Genomic DNA, 26,135 nt, shown 5'->3' with positions numbered 1-26,135 from the left:
CTGCCTGGGCCTCAATCGCGCTTGATCACCCAGAACAGCTCTTGGTTGCGTACCATTTTGCGGAAGAACTCGTTTTCGCCGTAAGCCGAATGCCGTCGCCCCGCCAGCCAATGCTGCAAGGTGCGGCGCAAGCGGCGCTTGAAGCTCATGGGCGGCTGCAGGTCGTGCATCATCCCCAGCGCCATGGCCTTGTCGCGTTGCTCGGCCAATGACAAAGGCAGGCTCAAGGGGCGCATCGCCGGGCCCGGCTCCATCAGCGGCGGCAAGGCAATGCCCTGGCCCTGTTCGCCCATGGGCCAGCGATCGTTGTCGTGCAAATGGTTGGCGTAGCCCAGCAGCCACTGCGGCTGCCACTCAAGCCCTTGCAGCGCCTCGATGACGGCCTGGCGGGAGCAGATGTGGTCGGGGTGCGGATCAAGCACCGCATCCGGCAACACGATGACCTCGGGGCGCGCCTGATCGAGAATGGCCCGCAGGTCTGCCAGCAGGTTGTGCCAGGTGGGTTTGCCATCCCGGTCCGCTGGCCACGCTTGATCATTGAGCGCCCGGAACAGGCGGATATCTTCAAGTTCGGCCTCGCGGGACGCCATGGGCTGGTCGGGCGCCGCGCGCATCGCCGGCAGTTGCAGGCAGAAATAACCCAACTGCACGCAGCGGTTGTGCGGCACACCCGCCCAGCGCGGCACGGCCAGGCTGTCCCAGGCGCGCAGGCGCCCTTTCAACCGCGCCGCTTCTGCCGAGGGCAGGCCCATGTGCTGGTAGTGCTGCGCCTCGATCTCACCGGCGGTGAGGGTCACGATCCAGGGGGCGGCGGCACGGCTGTAAAGGCCGTAGGCGGCGAGTTCGGCGTCATCGGCGTGGGGCGCGATGACCATGAGCCGCTTGTCGGCCAGCGAAAGGCCGGGGAAACGCCAGAACCGCGGCGTGCCGAACAATGCGCAATAGCGCCCTTGCAGGCGCAGCGAGCCGTCGGCCAGTGGGCGGGCCAGGCCACTGAGGTTCAGGTAGCGCAGGCCACGCACGCCTCGCTCGAAGGTCTGGCAATCGCTGCTGCCGGTGCCCACGAGCTCCACGCGCGGGTCGAGAAAACGCCCCAGCCAGCCGCTGCGCACCCCGACCTCAAGCACCAGGGTGTCGCCAGCGGCCAAGGCATCGGGCTTGGCCAGCGTCAGCGCCGAGCCTTGAAGGCTGGCGTCCAGCTGCTCGCCCTGGCCCTCGAAATCGTAGCGGTAATCCTCGGCAGGCGAGTAGAACAGGTGATCGGCGAACCAGGCCTCGTGGGCAATCCAGCCCAACACCGCCAGCACCAGGGGCAGCCACCATGCCACCACCACGCCCACAGTCACCAGCAATGCCAGGCCTATGAGCAAAGCGATACGCTTGTTGCGACGATGACGCTTGAGTAATTGCTGTTTTCTGCTCAACGCTGAAATACCGGCACCGGGTTGCACCAACGATCTTTATATTCGCGGTCGGCACGCCCGAAGGAAAAACGCAGGGGCTTGCCGACTTCCCGGGCATCTTCCCACGCACGCTGGGTGTTGAGGAAGCTCAGGACGCTGCCCGGGCTGAACGCCCGGGTTTGCGGGTCAACACCGCCGTTGATGTACTCCACGCTGACCCACTCGGGCGCCTCCACCCGGTACACCAACTGGATGGCAATAGGCGCATCGTTGAGGAAAACCACGGAACCTATCAGCAGCTCGCGTAGCGCCTGGATCACTTCGGCCATGTGCTCGGCGCCGGTGGCGGCGAACTCCCAGCGGCGAAGGAACAAGTCGCAGTACATGGCGGCCAGGTCTGCGCTGCTGAAGTCACTGACCGGCCGCACCACGCCGCCGGCCTCTTCCAGCAGGCGCAATTCACGCCGCTGGTTGTAGCGAAACTTCTTCGACAGGTCTTCGGGGGCCCGCGCCATGGCCAGCGCCTCGGGCTGCACCCGAAGCTCGGCAAAACGGCCCTGATTGAGCTCGGACAAGTAACGCGCCTTGTGCCGCAGCGGTGCCTGGGCATCCGGCGCGGCCGGCAGGATCAGTTCGGCGTTGCCCAGGTCGAACAGACCCTTCTTGCCCTCGCGCTTGAGCACGTCCTTGGACAACGCCAGGTAACGGCCCCAGGTCGCAATGGCAGCCCTCAGCTCGCCGGCCTGCTCCCAGCCCAGGTAGCGCACGGGAATGCCCGCCAGGGCCGCCAGGCGCTCGATCACCAGCGGGTGTGTCGCGACACTGCCACCGAATGTATTCCAGGCCTTGGCATAAGCAGCGGCGTCAATAGGGGTCCAGCCGCGCTCACGCCAGCCTTGAATTCGGTTGAGCATCAACCCTCCGCGGTTAAATCAGTGACCTGTGGCAGGCGCCAGAAGGTCTCGCTTGCAGCTCGATCGGAAAAGCGTTCGTTGAGACGTTCCAGCATTCGCTCGGCACAGTCATGCCGTTGCTCGTCGTCCAGCCTGGAAAGATGAACCAAGGCCGCAGCGAACTGCTCGTCGTCGCCCAGGGGGGCCAGAATGCCCACGCCCTCGACCACTTCCTTGGCCCCGCCGCACGAGGTAGATACCACCGGCAGGCCGGCCGCCATGGCTTCTAGCAGCACCATGCCGAACGGTTCGTTGTCGGAGGTCAGGGCAAACACATCGAACGCCTGGAAAAAACGCCGTCCATCGCGGATTTCTCCCAGAAATAGCACATGTTCGGCAATGCCCAGCTCGCGCGCCAGTTCCTTGAGGTCCTGTTCCAGGCGCCCGGAGCCCATGATCGCCAGCTGCGAGTCGGCCGGCAGCAACGGCCGGGCCCGGGCAAACGCGCGAAGCAGGGTGGCCTGGTCCTTGTCGGGGTGCAGCCGGCCGACGTTGCCCACTACCCAGGCGTCCTGGCGCAGGCCCAGGGCCTGGCGCGCCTGGACAGGGGAAAGCTGGTGCGCTCGCAACTCGGCGACATCGACGCGGTTGTGCAAGGTACGGATGCGGCCGGTAGGCCAGCGTGGCAGGCAACGACGGATGTCGTCGCGCACGGCATCGGAAACACCCAGCAGGCTGAGGCGTTTGCGAAAGAAGAAGGCAAACAGCTTGCGGGTACGCCGCTCGTAGTCACCGAAGGCATGATGCACGCCGATGACAGGCAAGTGGGTACCCCACAAGGTGATGAAGATCGGTTTGAAACGGTGTGCAATACAGAATGTAAAGTCGCGGCTGGCGACTATCTTGCGAAGGTCGCGCATAGCCCCCAGCTTCAGGCCACGAATGGCCTTCGAGCTGTACTCCATGAACAAGACTTCGTCCGAGGCGCAGGCAGCTGCCACCTCGGGGTCGGCGACCCCGGTCAGGAAGACCGTGGTCACGCGATAGCCGGTATCTGCGAACAACCGCGCGTATTGGCGCGTGCAGTCTAGAAACGGTCCGTCATAGCCATGGCAAAACTGTAATACATGTCGTTCAGCCGATCGTGTCATAAGCATTAGCGCCGTCTTTGACTACCAGGATATCTTCCATGATCAGATACTGTAGATCGGAACCGAAGAACATGTCCAAAGCGTCAGTGGGCGAGCAAATCATCGGCTCCCCACGGCGGTTGAGCGAAGTATTCAACGACACGCCGTTGCCGGTCAGGTCCTCAAGCGCCTTCATCATGTCGTAGTAACGCGGGTTGTACTCGCGCTTGAGCACCTGGGCGCGGGACGTGCCGTCCTCGTGCACCACTTCCGGCACGCGGGTCTTCCACTCTTCAGCCACTTCGAAGGTGAAGGTCATGAACGGCGCAGGGTGGTCGATCTTGATCATCTGCGGCGCCACGGTGTCGAGCATGGACGGGCAGAAAGGCCTCCAGCGCTCGCGGAACTTGATCTGGTGGTTGATGCGGTCAGCCACGCCTTCAACGCTTGGGCAGCCGATGATCGAACGCCCCCCCAGCGCGCGCGGGCCGAATTCCATGCGGCCCTGGAACCAGGCCACCGGGTTGCCGTCGACCATGATCTTGGCGATATTCTGGGGCATGTTCTCGATCTTGCGCCAGGCAGGCTTGCTGGGGTGACGAGCACAGGCGGCGATCACGTCCTCGTTGCTGTACGACGGGCCGAGGTAGACGTGTTCCATCTTCTCCACCGGTACGCCACGGGCGTGGGAAACGTACGCGGCAGCGCCGACGGCCGTACCGGCATCGCCGGAAGCGGGCTGCACGAACAGCTCCTTGACGTCGTCACGGGCGATGATCTTCTGGTTCAGCTTGACGTTCAGGGCACAGCCGCCAGCGAACGCCAGCTTGCCGGTTTCCTTGAGCACGTCGCCCAGGTAGTAGTCGATCATCTGCAGCGACAATTTCTCGAACAGCGCCTGCATGCTGGCCGCGTAGTGGATGTAAGGCTCGTCGGCGATATCGCCTTCACGCTTGGGCCCCAGCCACTCGATCAGTTTTGGCGAGAAGTAGAAGCCCTTGCCCTTTTCCTTGTAACGACGAATGCCGACGACGTTGGCGTAGTCGGTGTTGATCACCAGCTCGCCATTTTCGAAGCTGGCCAGGCGCGAGAAATCATACTTGCTGGCGTCGCCGTACGGCGCCATGCCCATGACCTTGAACTCGCCGTCGAGCATTTCGAAGCCCAGGAATTCGGTGATAGCGCCATACAGGCCACCCAGCGAATCGGGATCGAAGAACTCCTTGATCTTGTGGATCTTGCCGTTCTCGCCGTAGCCGAAGAACGTGGTGGCGTACTCGCCCTTGCCGTCGATGCCCAGGATCGCGGTTTTCTCTTTGAAACCCGAGCAGTGGTAGGCGCTGGAGGCGTGGGCAAGGTGGTGCTCCACCGGTTCGATCTTGATTTTCTTCGGGTCGAAGCCCAGTTGCTCAAGGCACCACACTATCTTGTTGCGGTAGCGCTTGTAGCGGCGGTTACCCATCAACAGAGCGTCGAGGGCACGGTCCGGTGCGTACCAGTAGCGCTTGGCGTAGTGCCAGCGAGCCTTGCCGAACAAGCTGATGGGCGCGAACGGAATCGCTACCACGTCAACGTCGGAGGGCTTGATACCGGCCTGCTCCAGGCAGAACTTCGCCGACTCGTAGGGCATGCGGTTCTTTGCATGTTTGTCACGAACGAAGCGCTCTTCTTCAGCGGCCGCGATCAGCTTGCCGTCGATATACAGGGCTGCGGAAGGATCATGGCTAAGGGCGCCGGACAGGCCAAGAATCGTCAATGCCAAGGGTCTAGCCTCTTTCAACGGAATATATGCGCCGAGGGCCAATGGGCTGTCGGCGGCGAAAGGGCGGGATTATAGCGCATTCGTGCGGGGGGCGGCATATGGGGGCATGTTGCCGTGGCATCACGGGTGTTCAGGCCTCTGGGGCGAGGGGCGGAGGCTCACGCAGTTTGATCAGGTCCGCCTGGTAGTCATCGAGGTAATAGGCGCAGCCGGGCTTCAGCGGGTCCATTTCGCATTGGAAACGTGCCTTGGGGTCACGGGGGTGCCAGCCAAAGCCCTGGTCGGCAGTCCATTCCATGAGGGTGCAACCTGTCAGTGCAATGCTGAAAACCAAAATAAGGAATCGTCTGTGCATTGGGTGTTATTCAAGTCATGCAAGAGACAGACGTACGCAGCGATTCGAACCTCCATGCGTAGCCAGCCGTCGCTCCCTGCTCACCGGCCTGCTGCTGGCCCGCCCCCAGGCCCAGGCTGATACGCCTGAAATCGTGCTGGACTCCGTGGTGCCGACGTTTTCTCTGCGCCCATCAGACCGCGCGCCGCCCGCGCGGCGCTTCGCGGGCAGAGCCCGCTCCCACAGGTCTGGTTCCAGCAGTCCATGGCCTGGTATATCTCCACGGCGCGCCTTGGATGTTCGGCGTGAGGTCGCGGTCAGCAGCGGCTACGGCTTGGTGTTGGTAGACTTGTCCGGCTCCGTACATTCCTCCCTCCTGGACCGCCCCCACCATGACCGCCGCCCCCCCCTTCCTGCGCCGCCGCTCCCTGCTCACCGGCCTGCTGCTGGCCACCCCCCTGGCCCAGGCCGATACGCCTGAAATCGTGCTGGACTCCGTGGTGGTCAGCGGTTCGCGCAGCCAGAACAGCAGCTTTGACCTGCCCTATTCCGTGGACAGCGTCAGCCATGAGCAGATCAGCGACGGGCAACTGGGGATCAACGCGTCCGAGGCGCTGCAGCGCATTCCCGGGCTGGTGGTGCAGAACCGCCAAAACTATGCGCAAGACCTGCAAATCTCCTCGCGCGGTTTTGGCGCGCGGTCGGCGTTCGGGGTGCGGGGCTTGAAGTTGATTGCCGATGGCATTCCGGCCAGCACGCCCGATGGCCAGGGCCAGGCGGCGACCTTCAACCTGGATACCGCCGATCGCATCGAGGTGCTGCGCGGGCCGGCCGCGACCCTGTATGGCAGCAACGCCGGAGGCGTGATCCAGATGTTTTCCCGCGATGGCGAAGGCGCGCCCAAGGTCGGCGCCGAGACGCTGATGGGCAGTGACGGCATGAGCAAAAACCATGTGTATGCCGAAGGTGGCATCGATGAGGACACCGGCTTTGTGCTGGACGCCTCGCGCATGGACACCGATGGCTACCGCGACCACAGCGCAGCGCGGCGTGACACCACCTTCGCCAAGCTCAACCTCAAGCCCGACGATGATAGCAAGCTGGCGCTGATCTACAGCAGCCTGGAGCAGGACGGCACGCAGGACCCGCTGGGCCAGACCTGGGACGCCTACAAGGCCGACCCGCGCTCGGTGGCCAGCAGCGCGCTGACCTACAACACGCGCAAGAGCATCGACCATAAGCAGTTGGGGGTGACTTACGAGCGGTATTTGGGTGACGCGACGCTGCAGGTCACCAGTTATTACGGCACCCGCAGCGTGATTCAGTACCTGTCGATTCCCAAGGGCACCGCCGCTGACACTCGTGGCGGCGGTGTGGTCAATTTCGATCGAACCTTCTACGGCGGCAGCCTGCACTGGATTCAGCCGATTCTCAGCGCGCCCGGCGACCTCAAGATCATCGCCGGGCTGGACTATGACCGCAGCCAGGATGACCGCCAGGGCTACCAGAACTACATCGGCAACACCCTGGGCGTCAAAGGCGCCCTGGCCCGGGACGAGATCGACACCGCCACCAGCCTGGACCCGTTCGTGCAGGCCAACTGGGCGCTGGGTGACTGGACACTGCAGGCCGGCGTGCGCCACAGCACCATGCGCATGGACGTTGATGACAAGTTCCTGAGCAATGGCGACGCCAGCGGCAACAAGGACTACCAGCAAAACACACCATCGTTGAGCGTGATGTACGCGCTCACCGAAAACCTGCATGGCTACGTCAGCGTCGGCAAGGGCTTCGAAACGCCTACCCAGGCGGAAATGGCCTATGCGCCAGGCAATGCCGAAGGCTTTAACTTCGATCTCAAGCCATCGGAAAGCAAGCAGTACGAAATCGGCATAAAGGCCAAGGTAGGCGCCGATACGCGCATCAATGCCGCGCTGTTCCAGATCACCACCGACGATGAGCTGGTGGTGGCCCAATCCACTGACGGCCGCACCAGCTACCAGAACGCCGGGCGCACCCTGCGCCGCGGGCTGGAGCTGTCGCTGGACAGCCAGTTGACGCCCACCTGGAGCACGCAGGTCGCCTATACCCACCTCAATGCCACCTACGACAGTGACTTTGTCAGCGGCAGCGGCACCAGCGCCAAGCAGGTAGACAAGGGCAACTACCTGCCCGGTGTGCCCAAGGACACACTGTTTGGCGAGCTGAAGTGGCAACCGCAGGATTGGGTCAGCACTGCAATCGAGGGCATGTACCGCAGCAAGGTGTATGTCGAAGACACCAACCAGGACAAGGCGGCGCCGGCCTATGCGGTGTTCAACTGGCGCACCAGGTTCGAACAGAAGGTGGACCACTGGACCTTCCACCAGACCTTGCGCCTGGACAATTTGCTGGACCGTCAGTACGTGGGCTCGGTCATTGTTGGCGACAGCAACAAGCGCTACTACGAAGCAGCGCCGGGGTTGTCGTGGTATGCCGGGGTGGGGCTGGAATACGGCTTCTGATCACAGGCATCACAGTACCGGAGCTGCCGAAGGCTGCGCAAAGGTCCGCAGGCGCTTCGGCGTTGTAGCGTGGATCGCGGCCACCGGCCGCTCCTACGCGATACCTGACAAAACGGCCGGGTTCGGGGCCTCAGCGCGGCAGCCGCTGGTCGAGCATGTGGGTCAGGGCGCTGTCGGCCGGCCAGTTGCGCAGGAAGCGCGCGCGGTCGCGGGCGTACGCCGGGGCGAAGCTGGCCTGGCTGCCGTGTTGGCACATGGCGTCCAGGTCAATCAGCGACCAGCGGCCGTTGTCCCAAAACAGGTTGTGGCCCTTGAAGTCACCATGGCTGATGCGCTCGCGGATCAGGTCGGCAAACAGTTGGTCCAGCGCGGTCAGTTCTGCTTCGGGTACCGCTGCGGTATCGACGTAGGGCGCGAAACGCTCGATCAGGTCCGGCCCCGCCAGGTGCTCGGTTACCAGATACGCACTGCGGCGCAGCCACAGGAAACGTTTTTCCAGTACGGCCAGCGGCGTGGGCGTGGCAATGCCAAGGAATGCCAGGCGATTGCCCTGCACCCAGGAATGCCAGGCGCGGCTGGGGCGCCAGAAGCGCTTGAGCCAGTGGGCGAAGTGCTTGATGTTGTAGCGCTTGATCACCAAGGTGCGACCCTGAGCTTGCACCTGCCCAACGCTGGCCGCACCGCCAGTCTTGTACAAGCGCCCCTGGTCCAGCAGCGCATCGGCCTGGGCCAGCACCGGCAGCATGGCCGGTTCTTCTTCCCGGCGAATGGCACGCAGCATGAACGCCCCGCGCTTTACCGCGAACAGGCTACACTCGCGGCCCACCTTGGCGAGGAAGTCTTTCAGGCGCCAGCTACGTACCTTGTCCACCTGCTTGAGCAGTGCTTCCAGCGGCAAGGCATGCTCACCATTGGCCAACAGGTAATACACCAGCAGTTCTTCGATAAACGGCTCGAAGGGCTTGGGCAACTGGGCGAAAAAGACGCCCAGGTTCTGCAGCACGCGTTGGCGTGACAACGGCTTGCCCGCTTCCTCGGCGCAAATACCGGCGCCATCGATCAGGTACAGCTCACCGTTGCAGCGCAGCAGATTGTCCAGGTGCAGGTCTTCCTGCCACAGGCCCTTGGCGTGCATCTGCGCGACGGCCGCCAGGGCCTCGCCCAGCACTTGGGTCTGTTCATCGGCCAGCACCGGCAGCGCCTCTACCGCCGCCCAGGCTTGCGCCAGGCTCTGCGCGTTTTCCAGATACTCGAACAGCAGCCAGCCGCCCTCGCCGTCCTGCAAGCCTTCGGCCAGCAACAACGGCGTGGTCAGGCCCTGGTCGGCCAGACGCTTGACGCCATCGCGCTCACGCTGAAAATGTCGCGCGGCCTTGGGGCCCACGAGCACTTTGGCCAGCACCGTGCGCCCGCGCCAGATACCCGCGCCCACGTAGCGCTGGCCCGGCAACACGCGCAACAGGCTGAGCAATTGCAGCTCGGCACTGCCGGCCGCATCGGCCAGGGTCAGGTTCAGCGGCAGCGCCGGGGTGCGCCCGGCGTGCTTGAGTTCGGACAGGCGCATCAGCGGCCCTCCTTGTGGCTGCGACGGCGCGTCAGGCGCTGCAACCAGTCCTGTACAACAGGGCTGGCGCCGTCCTGGTTCAGGTAAGCGGCCAGGAATACCCGAATGTCACCTTCGCCCCACATGGGCGCGCGGCGCAGCAAAGGTTCCAGGTCACGAACCCGATCACGCCGGCCGAACAGCGCCGGGCGGGTTTTCTCCAGGTCGATCAGTTGCGCCTGGTAACCGTGGGCGCCCTGGCGCAGGAAAATATGCTTGGGGTAGAAGCAGCCGTGCACCTGGCCGGCGCCGTGCAGCGTGCGCGCCAAGGTACCGCATGCAGCCAGGATGGCCTGGCGCCGCGCTGCGGTGCTGCTGCCCCACTCCACCAGCAGACCATCCAGGTCGGTCCAGCCGTCCAGGGCGCGGGTCATCAGGATGGCGCAGCGGTCGCCCTCAAGTTTGCGCTCGCCATAGTAGGCTGCCTGCAGCGCCGGGATCGCCAACTGCTGATAACGGCGGATATTGCGAAACTCGCGAGAAAACGTCGGCTCGCCGAACGGATGGTGCAAGGTTCGGGTCAGGTAGCCGCGCTGGCGCTTGAGGTAGAACCCTTTACCCTCCAGCTCCAGGCGAAACACCTGGCTGTAACCGCCGCGGGCCGTGTTGGGCTCGTCCACCGGGTCCAGTTGCAAGGTCCACAGGGTGTCGAAACTGGCCAGGCCATGGCGCTCGAGCAAGCCGCGCTCGGCGTCAGCGAAGAAGTCGCTCATTCGCGGCCCTCGAAAAACGTGATGATGTGACGGATACGGCGCTTGTCGGACGCATTAAGGCGCTGACGGCGGCGGTATTGCAGGTAGAAACGCAGGCGCTGGGTGTTGGACAGTTGGTACTTGGCCACCTTGTCCAGGCAGGCCAAGTCCTTGGTGATGCGGTAGCGAAGCCAGAAGCTGATCCAGAATGCGCCATTGGGGCAGTCGATGAAGAACAGGGTGTTCTTGTCGTCCACCAACAGGTTGCGCCACTTCAGGTCGTTATGGGTGAAGTGCTGGTCATGCATGGCACGGGTGGCACGGGCCAGTTGCTGGCTAATGCCATCCACCCAGCTGCGGTCTTTCAGGCGCGGATCGTGATTGTCGGCCAGCGCGGACATGTCCTCGGTATTGGCCAGCTCGCGGGTGATCAGCGCGCCGCGATGGAAGGCTGCACCTTTGCGCTCAAGGCCCCAGCCGACGATCTCTGCGGTGGGAATGCCCCACTTGGCGAAGCGCTTGAGGTTCTGCCACTCGGACTTCACCCGTGGCCGGCCCAAGTAGCGGCGCAAGCCTTTGCCGGCGCCGGTGTAGCGCTTGACGTAGTAATTCACTCCGCCAATGTTGACGCGGCTGACCTCCGACAGAGGGTCGCGGGTCAGGTGTTCACCCTTGAGCGCGAACACCGCGTCCAGGGTGCCGAATTCGGCTTGCAGGTGCGCGTAGCCAGGGTCAAGGTTCCAACCGGCCATCAGAGCGCGTCCCCGTAGCGAAGTTTACGGGCATAGAGCTTTTCCGCCTTGCCCTCCAGCCAGGCCAGCAGGCGTGCTTCTTCCTTGAGGATCTGCCGCAGCGGTTGCTGGAAGTAACCGCGCAGGAAACGCAGCTTGTCGCGGCGAGTCAGGCCGATGTCCAGCGCCGAAAAATACAGCGCGGCCAGGTCCTTGTTGCGCCAGCGGCGGGTAATGGCCGGACGGGTCTGGGCGCGGTGCAGGTCGATGACCGAGAGCCTGAAGTCATCCGGCGTCACCGGTTTGTCGGTGTGCAGCAGGAAGTGGCAAATGTAGCAGTCGCGGTGGTTGACCCCGGCGCGGTGCATCATCCCGACCATGCGCGCCACCTCGTCGATCAGCGCGCGCTTGAGGCGCGGCTGCGGTGGCTCAGTGCGCCAGTTGATGCTGAAATCTTCCAGGCTGACCGTGGGCGCCAGTTCTTCGGTGATGATGAACGAGTGCTGGTCGGCCGGGTTGCTGTTGCGCTCGCCATAGGCCACGGCGGTCATGGTCGCCACGCCGGCTTCCTGCAGGCGCTCGATGGCCTGCCATTCCTGGCCGGCACCGAGTACCGGCAGCTTGGCGGTGACCAGGTTCTTGACGATCTCGCCCCAGCCGATGCCGCGGTGGATCTTGACGAAATAACCCCGGCCGTCGACTTCGGTGCGCAGGGTGCGCCGTGCTTCCAGCTCGCGATACACCTCGCCCTGCAAGGCCTCCACGGCCTCGAAGGGATCACGCTCGGCCCACAGGGTCTTGAACGGCTCGGCAAGCATCAGCTTCATGAGGCGGCTCCGGACACAATCACGTCGGCGGCGTGCTGGGGCATGCTGTACAGGTCGGCGCTGTCGGCGAAGGTCAAGCCGTTGCGGCCCCAATCGGCGCGCGCCTGAGGGTCGGCGAGCATGCGCGACAGGTACTGGTTCAGTTGCGCCTGATCGAACGGCTCGTCCAGCACCAGGCCACAGTCGGCCTCGGCGATGTAGTGGGCGTAACCACACACCGCCGACACCAGCACCGGCAGGCCGGCTACGGCAGCTTCGAGCAACACGGTACCGGTGTTTTCGTTGTACGCCGGGTGAATCAGCAGGTCGGCTCCGAGCAGGAAGCGCGGGATATCGCTGCGCCCTTTCATGATATCGACCTGGTCGCTGAGGCCCAGTGCAGCAGCTTGCAATTGGAAGAACTTCGGTTCGTCCTGGCCGATGACGAACAGGCGCGTGCGCTTCTTCAAGTCGGCCGGCAAGGCGGCCAGGGCCTTGAGGCTGCGGTCCACGCCCTTGGTCTTGAAGCCCGAACCGATCTGCACCAGCAACAGGTCATCGTCACCCAGCTTGAACTCGGCCCGGAACTCGGCACGGATCTGCGCGGCATTGGCCGGCGCCCGGCGGTCCAGGGAAATACCCGGTGGCAGCAGGTGAAAGCGCTCGATCGGGGTGTGGTAATGCTTGATGAACAGCGGCTGCTGAACCTCGGAAATCATCAGGATTTCGGTTTTTGCCTCGGGCGCGAACACCGAGCGCTCGAATTCGGCGAAATGCTGGTAACGGCCCCACAGGCGATACATGGGGTTGCGCAGGGTTTGCGCCTTGTCCTCGTAGCAGCCGTCAGCGGCGTAATACACGTCCAGGCCCGGTAGTTTGTTGAAGCCAATTACGCGGTCGACCGGGCGCGCGGCCAGGTCCTTTTCCATCCAGGCGCTGAACTTGATGTTGCGACGGTGGTTGGAGAAGGCCTTGACCGGCCCCACCAGCACCTCGAAACCGGCCGGCACGTCGCCTTCCCAGATCAGCGTATACACGCGGATCTGGTGCCCACGCTTCTGGCACTCCAGGGCAATGCGCATGAAGTCGCGCTGCAGCCCGCCAAAAGGGAAATACTTGTATAGAACAAACGCCAGTTGCATCAACGAAGATCCTCAGCCAGTAACAATGCGCTTAGTCGGCTCGCCACACGCTCGGGATTCAGGCGAGTGAAGCACAAGGGCCACTCGCGTTTAAGGTCGAACCGACGCTGGTCTTCCGGCGTCGGCTGATAAGTACAGGTCTTGGACAAGCAAGGCACACAGGCGAAATCGCTGGCCAGGTGTTCCTGGTCGCGGCCATAGGCACCGGTCAGCCCCGGGTTGGTGGGGCCGAACAGGGAAATGGTCGGCACATCCAGCGCGGCCGCCAGGTGGCCAAGGCCGGTGTCGACGGCTACGCAGGCACGGGCGGCCACCAGTACTTTCGCAACGCCCGCCAGGTTCAATTTGGGCAGTACCACAGTATTTTTCAAGCCTGCGGCAATACGTTGGGCCCGCTCATGCTCGGCCAGGTTGCCCCACGGCAGGTGCACTTGGATGCCGGCATGGCCCAGCCGCTCGGCCATTTCACGCCAGTACAGCTCGGGCCAGTGCTTGGTGTCCCAGGTGGTGCCGTGGAGGAACACCACGTATGGCACGCGCGATTTGCCATTGCCCAGCCGCTCGGCGGCCAGGCCGTATTCACCCTGGCCTGGCGGCAGGTCATAACCCAGCGCCAGGGCGAACAGCCGGCGCAAGCGCTCAACGGCATGTTGGCCCCGGCCCACGGCCAGGCGTCGGTCGTAGAACCGGCTGGCCAGCGCCTCACGGGCCGACTCACGGTCAAGGCCGGCGATCGGCGCTTTGACGTAACGGGTCAGCAGCGCACTTTTCAGCAGGCCTTGGGCATCGATCACCAAGTCGTACTTACGCTCGGCCAGGCTTTGCTTGAAGCGTCGCCATTGGCCTGTCTTGATGGTTTCCCAAACGTTCTTGCGCCAGCGGCGAATAGCCACCGCAATGACTTTATCCACAGCCGGGTGCCACGTGGGAATTTCGGCAAAGCCTTCTTCCACCACCCAATCAAAGCGAATGCCCGGAATGGCCCGGGCCGCATCAGTCAGCGCCGGCAGCGCGTGAATGACATCGCCCAGGGACGAGGTCTTGATCAACAATACCCGCAACTTAATCGACCCCGACCGTCAGTTCGACCGTGGCCGGGCCTTCAAGCTTTTGCAGGGCGTCAGACACCCGCTGTGGCTCCAGCAGGCGCAGGCAGTTGTAGTGCCCGAAGCGGCACGTGCGCTCGAAGCACGGGCTGCAATCCAGGCCCAGCCGCACCACTTCAACCTGGTCAGCCAGCGGTGGCGTGAAGCCTGGCGACGTGGAACCGTATACGGCCACCAGCGGGCGATTCAGCGCCGCTGCCACGTGCATCAGCCCCGAATCATTGGACACCACGGCGTCGGCACAAGACATCAGGTCGATGGCCTCGGCCAGCGAGGTGTCGCCACTGAGGTTCACCGATTCTTCGCGCAGGCCCGGAATCAGCCGGCTGCGAATGTCCTCGCCCACCGGGTGGTCTTTCTTCGAGCCGAACAGCCAGACCTGCCAACCTTCACGAATCTTCATCTCGGCGACTTTGGCGTAGTGCTCGGACGGCCAGCGCTTGGCCTCGCCGAACTCGGCGCCAGGGCACAGCACCAGTAGCGGACGGTCCAGCGCCAGGCCGAACTTGGCCAGCGCCGCGTCACGGCTGGCCGGCTCGATACGCAGCTCGGGGCGCGGATACGGCTTGGGCAACTCGGCACCCGGCTCGAAGGCCAGGGCCATGAAGCGCTCGATCATCAAAGGGTACTTGGCCTTGTCCAGGCGCCGCACGTCGTTAAGCAGGCCATAGCGGAACTCGCCGCGCCATCCGGTACGCTTGGGGGTGCCGGCAAAAAACGGCACCAACGCCGATTTCAGCGAATTGGGCAACAGAATCGCCTGGTCATAGTGCCCCTTGAGCGACTTGCCGATCTTGCGCCGCGTGGCCAATTCCAGCGCGCCGTGGCCGAGCGGAAAGCTCAAGGCCTGGCGCACCTCTGGCATGCGTTCAAGGATCGGCCGACTCCACTCGGGGGCCAGAACGTCGATCACACAGTCGGGGTGGCGCACCTTGAGGCACTGGAACAGTGTCTGCGCCATCACCATGTCGCCAACCCAGCTGGGTCCAATGATCAGAATTTTCATGCTTTTTCCAGAAACGACCGAGGAGGCAACAGGCCGTTGGTGTACAGCCTGGCCTCCCCGTCTTGTCTTTTGGTCAGGCGCAGTTTGACCGTCTGCGCCCCTTGTCAGCCTTCAGGCTCCAAGCCCGTGACTGCTACATCAGTTCAAGCCCAAACCGGCCCAAATGCGCAGCACTTCCCTTCGCTGGGCGACAAACTGATCGCCGGCGATCACCCCGGCCTGCTTCTGCAGCGCCTGCCGGTGAGCTGCCGAGCGATAGGCCTTGTAGGCCTCTCGCAACAGGCCCGCGTCTTCGGCCGGTATCAACCCGGCCTGTTCGAGCCCTTCCAGAATGCGGATATTATCGGTGTACTTGAGCAACGCCGGATAATCCCTGGACCACGCCAGGGCCGCGTATTGCACCATAAATTCAATATCGACGATACCACCGGCATCCTGCTTGATATCGAACGGTGCCGTGGCATCGAAGGCATTGGCTGCGGTTCCGGCAGCCGTGGCCCTGCTGCCCAGGTTGTCGCGCATCTTGGCGCGCATCTCGCTGACCTCGGCGCGCAGCTTGGGCAAATCACGCTCGCGGCCCAGTACCTGTGCCCGCACTTTCTCGAATTCGGCCGCCACGCCGTTACAGCCCACCAGCACCCGGGCCCGCACCAGCGCCTGGTGTTCCCAGGTCCAGGCTTCGTTTTCCTGATAGCGGGCAAAAGCGTTCAGCGAGCTGACCAAAAGGCCCGAGGCCCCGGATGGCCGCAGGCGCATGTCCACCTCGTAAAGCTGGCCAGAGTTGGTCTGGGTGGTCAGCAGGTGGATGATGCGCTGGCCCAGACGGGTGAAGAACTGCGCGCCGTCGATGGGTTTGACGCCATCAGTCTCGGCGTTGGGGTCGCCGTCGTGGATGAACACCAGGTCCAGGTCCGAGCCGTGCCCCAGTTCGATGCCGCCCACCTTCCCATAGCCGACAATGATGAAACCGGGGTCGCAGGCGCTGCCGTCGGCGCGCTGGGGCAGGCCGTGGCGCGCCACAGTCTGGCGCCAGGCCAACATGAAGACTTGTTCAAGAATGGCCTCGGCCAGCCAGGTCAGGTAGTCGCTGACCTTCATCAGGGGCAGGCTGCCGACAATTTCCGAGGCGGCCACGCGCAAGCTGTGGGCCAGCTTGAAGTGGCGCAGGGCCTCCATCTGCTGTTCCAGGTCGTCCTCGGGAATGCGCGTCAGGCGCTCGCGCAACTCGGCCGCCAGTTCCGGCGCCAACGGCGGGCTGAACAGCCGCCCTTCGTTGAGCAATTCATCGAGCAGCAACGGGTAACGGGCAATCTGCTCGGCAATCCATGGGCTGGCGGCGCACAGGGTCAGCAGGCGGCGCAGCGCCCCGGGGTTTTCCGTGAGCAATACCAGGTAGGCCGAGCGGCGGGCCACGGCTTCCACCAGCGGCAACACGCGTTCCAGCACCAGGTCGGGGTTGTCGTGTTCCACAGCCTGGGCCAGCAGGCGCGGGATGAAGGCGTCGAGGCGTTCGCGACCGATGCGCTGCATGGCACGCAGTTGCGGGCTGGCGCGCAGGCCGGCCAGTTGGCGCAGGGCCTTGGTGGCGTCGCTGAAGCCGGCGTCCTGTAACTGCCGGCACGCCGCCTCTTCGTCCTGCACATCCTCCCACAGCGGCAACCACTCACCGCCCACCACCACTTCGCCTTCATCGCCCTCGTCTTCATCCGGGTCGGCGATGACCTGGCGGAAGTGCCAATCGATGCGGCCGCGCCAATGCATCAGCTGGGCGTGGAAGCTGTTCCAGTCAGCAAAGCCGAGCATGAAGGCAATGCGCGCCTGATCCACCTGGCCGTCCGGCAGCATCTGGGTCTGGCGGTCGGCAATGGCCTGGATGGCATGTTCGGTGTAGCGCAGGAATTCGTAGCCTTCGCGCAGTTCACTGATCACCGCCGGCGGCAGGTAGCCTTGCCCCTCCAGCGTAGCCAGTACCTTGAGCAACGGCCGCTGTTGCAGGCTGAGATCACGACCGCCGTGGATCAGTTGAAACGCCTGAGCAATGAACTCCACCTCGCGAATGCCACCGGCACCCAGCTTGATGTTTTCGGCCATGCCCTTGCGCCGCACTTCTTGCTGGATGAGCTGCTTCATGGTGCGAAGCGCTTCAATGGCGGAGAAGTCCAGGTAGCGCCGGTAGACAAACGGCCGCAGCATGTCCAGCAACTGCGCGCCGGCCTGCTGGTCGCCGGCCACTACGCGCGCCTTGATCATGGCGTAGCGTTCCCAGTCGCGGCCCTGGTCCTGGTAGTACTGCTCCAGCGCATTGAAGCTGAGCACCAGCGCGCCGGCCGAGCCATAGGGTCGCAAGCGCATGTCAACGCGGAACACGAAACCGTCGACGGTCACCGGGTCCAGCGCCTTGATCAGCCGCTGGCCCAGGCGGATGAAGAACTCCTGGTTGTCCAGCGGGCGCTTCACGCCCTCGGTCTCGCCGCCTTCGGGGTAGGCGAAAATCAGGTCGATGTCCGAAGACAGGTTCAGCTCCACCGCGCCCAGCTTGCCCATGCCGAGGATGACCATGTGCTGCGCTTCGCCAGTGCGGCGCCCCTTGGGCGTGCCGAACTGATCGCAATGACGTCTATACAACCATTTATATGCTTCATCTATTGAGGCGTCGGCCATGTCCGACAAATCACGGCAGGTTTGCACCAGATCAGCCTGACGGGTCAGGTCGCGCCAGATGATGCGCACCTGCTGGCGGGCGCGCTGGCGGCGCAGTTGGCGGCCCAGCTCATCATCGCTGGTGGCCACCTGAACGGCATCGGCAATTTGCGCGCATAACTCGCCGGCGGCAAAACTGCGCTGCAGTTCACCGCTGGCCACCAGGTCGAGCAGAATCGCCGGGCTGGCGCTGGCCTGCTGAATGACGAAGTCGCTGGCGGCACACACGCGATCGAACGCCTGCCAGGTTTGCGCTGGCCAGCCGGCCAATTCGCCGGAGCGCTCCAGCACGGCCACGGCGGCTTCGAACGTCTGGCGGTTGCGGGCAACCAGCGGGGTCAAAGTGGCCGGCAATTCAACCGGCATTGGCAGGCTCATGGTCTATCCTTGATCGGCGTGCGAAGGGGGTTGGACGACACCGGGCGAATGATTCCCGCCGGTTGGACTGTCGTACAAAAGTTAGAAATAGCTGAAATTTGATATTTCCTGGCAGAAAGCATCACACCCGACCTTTTGAGGACTTATTTTTAACTCACGTTAACGATTTTTCTCACAACGAGACAGGTGGCCAAAAGCCCTCTGCCTGTAGTTTTACTACGATGGTCGTAATGTCAACGCATGAAATGACCAACGATTTGTAGTAAAACTACACGACGCCGGCACAACCCCCCGGTAATCCAAGAATCTATATCGTCTGCCCACAAGGCCGTCGCAAACTCTGGCTTCGATTCTGGAAGCCTTTCCGCCCTGGAGCAAGCCATGCAAGACCTCGATCCCGTCGAAACCCAGGAATGGCTGGACGCCCTGGAGTCGGTTCTCGACAAAGAAGGCGAAGACCGCGCTCACTACCTGATGACTCGCATGGGCGAGTTGGCCACCCGCAGTGGTTCGCAACTCCCCTACGCAATCACCACGCCATACCGCAACACCATCCCCGTCACCCACGAAGCACGCATGCCTGGCGACCTGTTCATGGAACGCCGCATTCGCTCGCTGGTGCGCTGGAACGCCATGGCGATGGTAATGCGCACGAACCTCAAGGATTCGGACCTGGGCGGTCACATCTCCAGCTTCGCTTCCAGTGCCACTTTGTATGACATCGGCTTCAACTACTTCTTCCAGGCCCCGACCGACGAGCACGGCGGCGACCTGATCTACTTCCAGGGCCACACCTCGCCAGGCGTTTACGCCCGCGCGTTCATGGAAGGCCGCATCACCGAAGACCAGATGAACAACTTCCGCCAGGAAGTGGACGGTCAGGGCCTGTCGTCCTACCCGCACCCTTGGCTGATGCCTGATTTCTGGCAGTTCCCGACCGTTTCCATGGGTCTGGGCCCTATCCAGGCAATCTACCAGGCACGCTTCATGAAGTACCTGGAACACCGCGGCTTCATCCAGCCAGGCAAGCAGAAAGTCTGGTGTTTCCTGGGCGACGGCGAGTGCGACGAGCCAGAATCCCTGGGCGCTATCTCCTTGGCCGGCCGCGAGAAGCTGGACAACCTGATCTTCGTCATCAACTGCAACCTGCAGCGCCTCGACGGCCCGGTTCGCGGCAACGGCAAGATCATCCAGGAACTGGAAGGCGTGTTCCGTGGCGCCCAGTGGAACGTCACCAAAGTCATCTGGGGCCGTTTCTGGGACCCACTGCTGGCCAAGGACGTGGACGGTATCCTGCAACGTCGCATGGACGAAGTCATCGACGGCGAGTACCAGAACTACAAGGCCAAAGACGGCGCGTTCGTGCGTGAGCACTTCTTCAACACGCCAGAACTCAAGGCCATGGTCGCCGACCTGTCCGACGACGAAATCTGGAAGCTCAACCGTGGCGGCCACGACCCGTACAAGGTCTACGCGGCGTACCACGAAGCGGTCAACCACAAGGAACAGCCTACCGTCATCCTGGCCAAGACCATCAAGGGTTACGGCACCGGTGCGGGCGAAGCGAAGAACACCGCGCACAACACCAAGAAAGTCGACGTCGACAGCCTGAAGTTGTTCCGCGACCGCTTCGACATTCCGGTCAAGGACGAGGAGCTTGAGAACCTGCCGTTCTTCAAGCCAGAGCCAAACAGCGCCGAAGCCCGTTACCTGGCCGAGCGCCGCAACGCCCTGGGCGGTTTCGTGCCACAGCGTCGCGCCAACAGCTTCAGCGTCCCTACCCCGCCACTGGACACGCTCAAAGCGATCCTGGACGGTTCGGGCGACCGTGAAATTTCCACCACCATGGCCTTCGTGCGCATCCTGGCGCAGCTGGTCAAGGACAAGGAAATCGGCCCGCGCATCGTTCCGATCATCCCGGACGAAGCCCGTACCTTCGGTATGGAAGGCATGTTCCGCCAACTGGGCATCTACTCCTCTGTAGGCCAGTTGTACGAGCCAGTCGATAAAGACCAGGTGATGTTCTACAAGGAAGACCAGAAAGGTCAGATCCTTGAAGAAGGCATCAACGAAGCGGGCGCCATGAGCTCCTTCATCGCCGCCGGTACTTCGTACTCCAGCCACAACCAGCCAATGCTGCCGTTCTACATCTTCTACTCGATGTTCGGCTTCCAGCGTATTGGCGACCTGGCCTGGGCCGCTGGCGACAGCCGCACCCGTGGCTTCCTGATCGGCGGTACCGCCGGCCGTACCACCCTGAACGGTGAAGGCCTGCAGCACGAAGACGGTCACAGCCACATCCTGGCGGGCACCATCCCGAACTGCCGCACCTTTGATCCAACCTACGGCTACGAGCTGGCGGTGATCATTCAGGACGGCATGAAGAAGATGACCGAAGAGCAGCAGGACGTTTTCTACTACATCACCGTGATGAACGAGTCCTACCAGCAGCCAGCCATGCCGGCCGGTGTCGAGGAAGGCATCGTCAAGGGCATGTACCTGCTCGAAGAAGACAAGAAGGAAGCGGCCCACCACGTGCAACTGCTGGGTTCGGGCACCATCCTGCGTGAAGTGCGCGAAGCGGCGAAGATCCTGCGCGAGCAGTTCAACGTTGGCGCCGACGTGTGGAGCGTCACCAGCTTCAACGAACTGCGTCGCGACGGCCTGGCCGCCGAGCGCTTCAACCGCCTGCACCCAGGCCAGAAGCCTCGCGCCACCTACGTTGAAGAGTGCCTGACTGGCCGTAAGGGCCCGGTCATCGCTTCCACCGACTACATGAAGTTGTTCGCCGAGCAGATCCGTCAGTGGGTTCCTTCCAAGGAATTCAAAGTCCTGGGTACCGATGGCTTCGGTCGCAGCGACAGCCGCAAGAAGCTGCGTCACTTCTTCGAAGTCGACCGTCACTTCGTTGTGCTGGCTGCCCTGGAAGCCTTGGCTGATCGTGGCGACATCGAACCTAAAGTGGTGGCCGAGGCCATCGTGAAGTTCGGTATCGACCCCGAAAAACGCAACCCACTGGACTGCTGAGGAGATTTTCCGTGAGCGAGATCATTCGCGTACCTGACATCGGCAGCGGTGAAGGTGAAGTAATTGAATTGCTGGTAAAGGTCGGCGACCGCATCGAAGCCGACCAAAGCCTGCTGACCCTTGAGTCGGACAAGGCGAGCATGGAAATCCCTGCTCCCAAGGCCGGCGTGGTCAAGGCCATCAAGGTCAAGCTGGGCGACCGCCTGAAAGAAGGCGACGACGTGCTGGAACTGGAAGTCGAGGGCGCTGCCGCAGCGCCCGCGCCCGCCGCCCCAGCCACCGCACCTGCGCCAAAAGCTCAAGCAGCCGCGCCAGCCCCGGCTGCCGCACCGGCCCCCGCCACTGCCGCCGCCAGCAAGAACGTGCACGTGCCGGACATCGGTTCGTCGGGCAAGGCCCAGATCATCGAGATCTCGGTCAAGGTCGGCGACACCGTCGAGGCTGATCAATCGCTGATCACCCTGGAATCGGACAAGGCCAGCATGGAGATCCCGTCTCCAGAAGCCGGCGTGGTCGAAAGCATCAGCGTCAAGCTGAACGACGAAGTGGGTACCGGCGACCTGATCCTGGTGCTGAAGGTTGCGGGCGCCGCCCCAGCCGCCGCACCGGCCCAGGCTGCCGCACCTGCTGCTGCCGCCCCGGCACCCGCTGCTGCACCGGCTCCGGCCGCTGCCGCCGCTGCGCCTAGCGTGCAGGACATCCACGTGCCGGACATCGGCTCGTCGGGCAAGGCCAAGATCATCGAGCTGTCGATCAAAGTCGGCGATACCGTTGAAGTTGATCAATCGCTGATCACCCTGGAATCGGACAAGGCCAGCATGGAGATTCCCTCTCCAGCTGCCGGCGTGGTCGAAAGCATCAGCGTCAAGCTGGACGACGAAGTCGGCACCGGCGACCTGATCCTCAAGCTGAAAGTCGCCGGCGCAGCCCCCGCTGCCGCCCCGGCTCAAGCGGCCGCACCTGCCGCCGCCCCGGCCGCCGCACCAGCCACCAAGGCCGAAGCTGCGCCAGCCCCTGCTGCCGCTCCGGCTGCTGCCTCGGGTGCCAAGGTTCATGCAGGCCCGGCGGTTCGCCAACTGGCCCGCGAGTTCGGCGTAGAGCTGAGTGCTGTCGGCGCTACCGGCCCACACGGCCGTATCCTGAAGGAAGACGTTCAGGCTTACGTGAAGGCAATGATGACCAAGGCCAAGGAAGCGCCTGCTGCCGCAGCAGGTGCTACCGGCGGCGCAGGCATCCCGCCGATTCCGGTCGTGGACTTCAGCCGCTTCGGTGAAATCGAAGAAGTGCCGATGACCCGCCTGATGCAGGCCGGTGCCACCAACCTGCACCGCAGCTGGCTGAACGTGCCTCACGTCACCCAGTTCGACCAGGCCGACATCACCGAGCTGGAAGCTTTCCGCGTTGCGCAGAAAGCCGTAGCCGAGAAGGCTGGCGTCAAGCTGACCGTGCTGCCGCTGCTGCTCAAGGCCTGCGCCCACTTGCTCAAGGAACTGCCGGACTTCAACGCCTCCCTGGCGCCAAGTGGCAAGGCCATCATCCGCAAGAAGTACGTTAACATCGGCTTCGCGGTAGACACCCCTGAAGGCCTGCTGGTACCAGTCATCAAGAACGTCGACCAGAAGAGCCTGCTGCAACTGGCTGCCGAAGCTGCGGCCCTGGCTGAAAAAGCCCGGACCAAAAAGCTGTCGGCAGACGACATGCAGGGTGCGTGCTTCACCATCTCCAGCCTCGGCCACATTGGCGGCACCGGCTTCACGCCGATCGTCAACGCGCCGGAAGTGGCGATTTTGGGTGTGTCCAAGGCAACCATCCAACCCGTCTGGGACGGCAAAGCCTTCCAGCCGAAACTGATGCTGCCGCTGTCGCTGTCCTACGATCACCGCGTGATCAACGGCGCCGCCGCCGCGCGCTTCACCAAGCGCCTGGGCGACCTGCTGACCGACATCCGCACCATGCTGCTGTAAACCGCTGCTAGCTGCCTCCCCCGCGCGGGAGGCAGCCTTTTTTTCGAGCGCCACGCTCGTACCTCAACCCCGCCGATTGGCGGGGCTTTTTTTGCTTTTAAAACGGCGCGAAATCGATCTGCTGTCATGCCAACAAGGCGGACTGCGGAGATGCCACTGACTGCGCACGCCAGAAACTTCGCCCCTTGTGCATGATGCCCAGTCATTCTTTTTGACTACTTAGCAGGAGCCTCACCATGGCTATTTACGGGCACATAGCCATTGGCATTACCCCCGAGGCTTTAGGAAACTTCCCTTCATATCCTCGGAATCGTCCGGCTTCTTTCCCTTAATCCTTTCTTTAGCGTGGCAGCTCCAAAAATAAGGAGCTACCCATGAGTCCAACCTTCCACCGTCCCTGCCCGAAACCAGACCAACGCATCGTGAATGCGCTTACGGCCCGCCAACGTCCATCGCAGGCATGACCAGTGCCAACCTGGGGACGCATTCCGTCATGGTTCGACATCGAAAGCATGGCAGGTGGGGATCGATTCGCCACTACTTACTCGGCAGGGAACATCCACCATCCCTCTCGCCCCTTTTTCAACGACATTCCAAGCCCAGCGCTGGTTAACCGCAGAGTCAGGTGTGTACGGCAAGCCTGTTTTCTCGCTAACGTCCAGGCTTCCCTAAAGCTGCGGCAACGTTTCGCCAACCTGAATATTCAGACAGTCCTGGCCGACCTGCTCGACGCCGCGCAAGATCTGGCGAAGCTGATCGCTGCCAGCGCCCTGACCGGCGCTGCGCTCGGCTCGGTCGCAGGCTTGTTTCTGGGTGGGGTCGGTGCTGCGCCAGGGGCCGTCACCGGGGGTATGTTCGGCCTAAAAGTAGGCACTTGGATCGTCGGGGTCATGGGGCTGGCAGCCCTGGCTGAGGACATCACCAAAGGCCTACCGCCGGTGCTGGATGCCTACGCCCAAGGCATACGCACAGCCTGGAATGGCCCCCGGGAACAATCCTCGTCACTGCTGGGTAACTTCTCTGATGACGGCAATGCCGCCTGGTTCGCGGCCAGCATGGTCGCCGACGCCCATGAAAACCTCATCATCCTGGTGCTCAGCGCAATGGCTGCTTACTTGGCGCGCGGAGCAGGCAACGCCAGCGTACTGGCCAGCCAGATGCGCGACAGCAAACGCGGCGGGCGGATCGCGCAGTGGATGCTCAACCATGAAGAACGGCTTAAGCAGCATCCGGACCTCAAGCCACGGGAGCAACAGCGTGGATTACCCCATCAGAGGTCACCAGAGCTTGAGCCCCAGAGGGACAAAGAGACCAGGAAGGGCAAGGCTAACCCTGAAACCATGCCCTTGCATCATGTGGACTGTTTCAAGGCGGATAGACTGCCAGAGTTCAAGGTAAGCGAGTTTGAGAGGCAGCTGGGAGGGCAGGAAGGTGGACTGAATGCGCTCACTGTGGAGGAGTTTCTGGAGAATGTTGCGAATCCTGTTGCGAGAAATGGGAAGATCGCGAGAGATGCGCGGCGAAGGCTTGAGGAAGTGTTGATTGAGCGATTTTTTGAATCGTTCTTTCAAGAAATGACAGGCCCCGCTGCTAGAAAAATGGCGACCATTAAAGCCAAGAATACGATGGCAAATTTGGCAGCGCTGCACAATCCAGACCTTAGCGCCGGGGGCAAAGATGCGATTTCAGATTTTGGTGATCGTCAAGTTAATTCCACCATCGGACCTCAATGGAAGACTAAAATAGAAAAACTAAAAGGCGCAGCTGAACAAGTGTCACCCCACCTGCGAAAAAGCACCACTCTTAATGTCAAGCTCACCCGTTGCTAGGAGAACATAATGGATGAAGCATTTAAGATGTTTTTGGGTAATTTTAGCATAGGCACCGTAGGCCGCTGCGAAGTACCTGCATCAAGTATCAGACGTTATGAAGGAAGACTACCAAGTAAATTAATAAATTATTGGGAGGAGCACGGGTGGGCCGGCTATGGGGACGGTGTTTTTTGGACCGTGGATCCTGAGCGCTATGAGGGCGTAGTCTCTTCCTGGCTAGAAGAGACCCCGCTGGATGCTAAAGACAAATTTCACGTTATCGCACGAAGTGCGTTTGGGTTGCTTTATTTATGGGGGGAGAACACTGGGCCTTCGTTGAAGATCGCGGCTTATGCATCTCGTTACATTGAGCGAGAATCATTGTTTGTTCCTAATCAACTGGACAAAGCGGTCGAGTCGTTTTTTATGCTGAAAGGAGTGAGGGATAATGATTTTTGCGATATGTTTACCTCAGCAAAGAAAAAGCTGGGCGTGCTTGAATCGGATGAGATGTATGGTTTTTTTCCGGCGCTTACGCTAGGTGGGCGCGGCGAAATCGAAGATATTCAGAAGGTCAAGGCCGTCGAGCACCTCGTTTTTCTGTCTCAAATTTCAGATTTACAATCTTACGGATTTTGAGTTTTATTCGCGCTTTTGGTGACGGGTGATCGTCCTTATGGTCGCGGATCGGATAGGTGAGTTGGACGCTTACGGCGAGTCTGAGCGGCAGTTGGAAGGGCAGGAGAGCGTGCTGAACGCGCTTACTGTTGAGGAGTTTTGGAGAATGTTGCGAATTCACTCCCGCGAAACAAGAAGCTTTCGAAAAGCGCACATGAGACCACGCGGCGCTTCCCGGGCAGAGCCGGGCCGCACATTTGTTTCGGGCAAGTTACGCCTGTGAGATCACATCGCCCCCCTGTTTGCCGGGCAGCAAATTATTGTCGCCCCATGTTTCATCCCAGAACCACCCGGTCAGTGGCGTCAACAAACCCACCACAAACACTGATTTTCACCCGAAATTGAAGTATCGGATCACGCTGCCGATAACGATACAGGCACGGAGCCACTGTATTGCTTGTCAGCCTGAGCGCCATGATGCAACCTTGCCATACGCGCCCGGACCCTGGGGGTTTTTTACCCGCC

At 62.3% G+C, this 26,135-nt stretch carries 18 protein-coding genes; 5 read left to right on the top strand and 13 right to left on the bottom strand.

The genetic code is table 11. The features are described from left to right. Positions 1–11 precede the first annotated feature (11 nt). The 5 genes from PMM47T1_RS09770 to PMM47T1_RS29745 form a co-directional block, all read right to left on the bottom strand. Positions 12–1,424 (bottom strand): PIG-L deacetylase family protein, encoded by a 1,413-nt coding sequence (locus PMM47T1_RS09770; RefSeq protein WP_043300895.1) that lies wholly within the window; start codon positions 1,422–1,424, stop codon positions 12–14. Beyond that, positions 1,421–2,317: an antimicrobial resistance protein Mig-14 gene (locus tag PMM47T1_RS09765; protein WP_008368160.1), complete on the bottom strand. Its 897-nt coding sequence runs from the start codon at positions 2,315–2,317 to the stop codon at positions 1,421–1,423. Before PMM47T1_RS09765 ends, PMM47T1_RS09770 begins: the two co-directional genes overlap by 4 nt. Beyond that, positions 2,317–3,447 (bottom strand): glycosyltransferase, encoded by a 1,131-nt coding sequence (locus PMM47T1_RS09760; RefSeq protein WP_008368158.1) that lies wholly within the window; start codon positions 3,445–3,447, stop codon positions 2,317–2,319. The genes PMM47T1_RS09765 and PMM47T1_RS09760 overlap by 1 nt, the downstream gene beginning before the upstream one ends. Continuing rightward, positions 3,431–5,188, bottom strand: a complete 1,758-nt coding sequence (locus tag PMM47T1_RS09755) for a carbamoyltransferase family protein (RefSeq protein ID WP_008368156.1) — start codon at positions 5,186–5,188, stop codon at positions 3,431–3,433. Before PMM47T1_RS09755 ends, PMM47T1_RS09760 begins: the two co-directional genes overlap by 17 nt. Before the next feature lie 130 nt (positions 5,189–5,318). Continuing rightward, positions 5,319–5,486 carry a hypothetical protein gene (locus PMM47T1_RS29745; RefSeq protein ID WP_157212977.1) on the bottom strand — a complete coding sequence of 56 codons (168 nt, stop codon included), beginning with the start codon at positions 5,484–5,486 and terminating at the stop codon, positions 5,319–5,321. A gap of 428 nt (positions 5,487–5,914) precedes the next feature. Here PMM47T1_RS29745 and PMM47T1_RS09750 point away from each other — a divergent pair, with 428 nt between their 5' ends. Beyond that, a complete protein-coding gene (locus PMM47T1_RS09750) occupies positions 5,915–8,026 on the top strand; it encodes a TonB-dependent receptor family protein (RefSeq protein WP_008368153.1) in 2,112 nt (703 codons plus the stop codon). Between the two features lie 130 nt (positions 8,027–8,156). Here PMM47T1_RS09750 and PMM47T1_RS09745 read toward each other — a convergent pair whose 3' ends face one another. The 8 genes from PMM47T1_RS09745 to glnE form a co-directional block, all read right to left on the bottom strand. Further along, positions 8,157–9,590 carry a lipopolysaccharide kinase InaA family protein gene (locus tag PMM47T1_RS09745; protein WP_008368152.1) on the bottom strand — a complete coding sequence of 478 codons (1,434 nt, stop codon included), beginning with the start codon at positions 9,588–9,590 and terminating at the stop codon, positions 8,157–8,159. Beyond that, a complete protein-coding gene (locus PMM47T1_RS09740) occupies positions 9,590–10,342 on the bottom strand; it encodes a lipopolysaccharide kinase InaA family protein (protein ID WP_008368150.1) in 753 nt (250 codons plus the stop codon). Before PMM47T1_RS09740 ends, PMM47T1_RS09745 begins: the two co-directional genes overlap by 1 nt. Next, entirely contained in the window at positions 10,339–11,073 is a 735-nt protein-coding gene (locus PMM47T1_RS09735) for a lipopolysaccharide kinase InaA family protein (RefSeq protein WP_008368148.1), read from the bottom strand. The genes PMM47T1_RS09740 and PMM47T1_RS09735 overlap by 4 nt, the downstream gene beginning before the upstream one ends. Then, positions 11,073–11,879 (bottom strand): lipopolysaccharide core heptose(I) kinase RfaP, encoded by an 807-nt coding sequence (gene rfaP / locus PMM47T1_RS09730; protein WP_008368146.1) that lies wholly within the window; start codon positions 11,877–11,879, stop codon positions 11,073–11,075. The genes PMM47T1_RS09735 and rfaP overlap by 1 nt, the downstream gene beginning before the upstream one ends. After that, positions 11,876–13,000 (bottom strand): glycosyltransferase family 4 protein, encoded by a 1,125-nt coding sequence (locus tag PMM47T1_RS09725; RefSeq protein ID WP_008368144.1) that lies wholly within the window; start codon positions 12,998–13,000, stop codon positions 11,876–11,878. Before PMM47T1_RS09725 ends, rfaP begins: the two co-directional genes overlap by 4 nt. After that, positions 13,000–14,061: a lipopolysaccharide heptosyltransferase I gene (waaC, locus tag PMM47T1_RS09720; protein ID WP_008368142.1), complete on the bottom strand. Its 1,062-nt coding sequence runs from the start codon at positions 14,059–14,061 to the stop codon at positions 13,000–13,002. Before waaC ends, PMM47T1_RS09725 begins: the two co-directional genes overlap by 1 nt. Before the next feature lies 1 nt (position 14,062). Next, positions 14,063–15,112: a lipopolysaccharide heptosyltransferase II gene (gene waaF, locus PMM47T1_RS09715; protein WP_008368141.1), complete on the bottom strand. Its 1,050-nt coding sequence runs from the start codon at positions 15,110–15,112 to the stop codon at positions 14,063–14,065. Between the two features lie 138 nt (positions 15,113–15,250). Next, on the bottom strand, positions 15,251–18,190 hold the full coding sequence (gene glnE / locus PMM47T1_RS09710; RefSeq protein ID WP_008368139.1) for a bifunctional [glutamate--ammonia ligase]-adenylyl-L-tyrosine phosphorylase/[glutamate--ammonia-ligase] adenylyltransferase: 2,940 nt from the start codon (positions 18,188–18,190) through the stop codon (positions 15,251–15,253). 381 nt (positions 18,191–18,571) lie between these two features. Between glnE and aceE the strand changes: the two genes are divergently transcribed. The 4 genes from aceE (at position 18,572) to PMM47T1_RS09690 (ending at position 25,631) form a co-directional block, all read left to right on the top strand. Continuing rightward, entirely contained in the window at positions 18,572–21,217 is a 2,646-nt protein-coding gene (aceE, locus tag PMM47T1_RS09705; protein WP_008368138.1) for a pyruvate dehydrogenase (acetyl-transferring), homodimeric type, read from the top strand. An 11-nt stretch (positions 21,218–21,228) separates the two neighbouring features. Continuing rightward, complete coding sequence (gene aceF / locus PMM47T1_RS09700; protein ID WP_008368136.1) at positions 21,229–23,181, top strand: dihydrolipoyllysine-residue acetyltransferase; 1,953 nt, start codon at positions 21,229–21,231, stop codon at positions 23,179–23,181. A 467-nt stretch (positions 23,182–23,648) separates the two neighbouring features. Next, the gene (locus PMM47T1_RS09695) at positions 23,649–25,010 is read left to right on the top strand and encodes a DUF6861 domain-containing protein (RefSeq protein ID WP_043300894.1); all 1,362 of its coding nucleotides are present in this window, start codon (positions 23,649–23,651) and stop codon (positions 25,008–25,010) included. A gap of 9 nt (positions 25,011–25,019) precedes the next feature. After that, a complete protein-coding gene (locus PMM47T1_RS09690; protein ID WP_008368131.1) occupies positions 25,020–25,631 on the top strand; it encodes a GAD-like domain-containing protein in 612 nt (203 codons plus the stop codon). The last annotated feature ends 504 nt before the right edge of the window (positions 25,632–26,135 follow it).

The organism is Pseudomonas sp. M47T1 (assembly GCF_000263855.1).
Taxonomy (GTDB): domain Bacteria; phylum Pseudomonadota; class Gammaproteobacteria; order Pseudomonadales; family Pseudomonadaceae; genus Aquipseudomonas.
The sequence above is the reverse complement of the archived record's forward strand: the minus strand, read 5'-3'. Positions and strand labels throughout refer to the sequence as shown.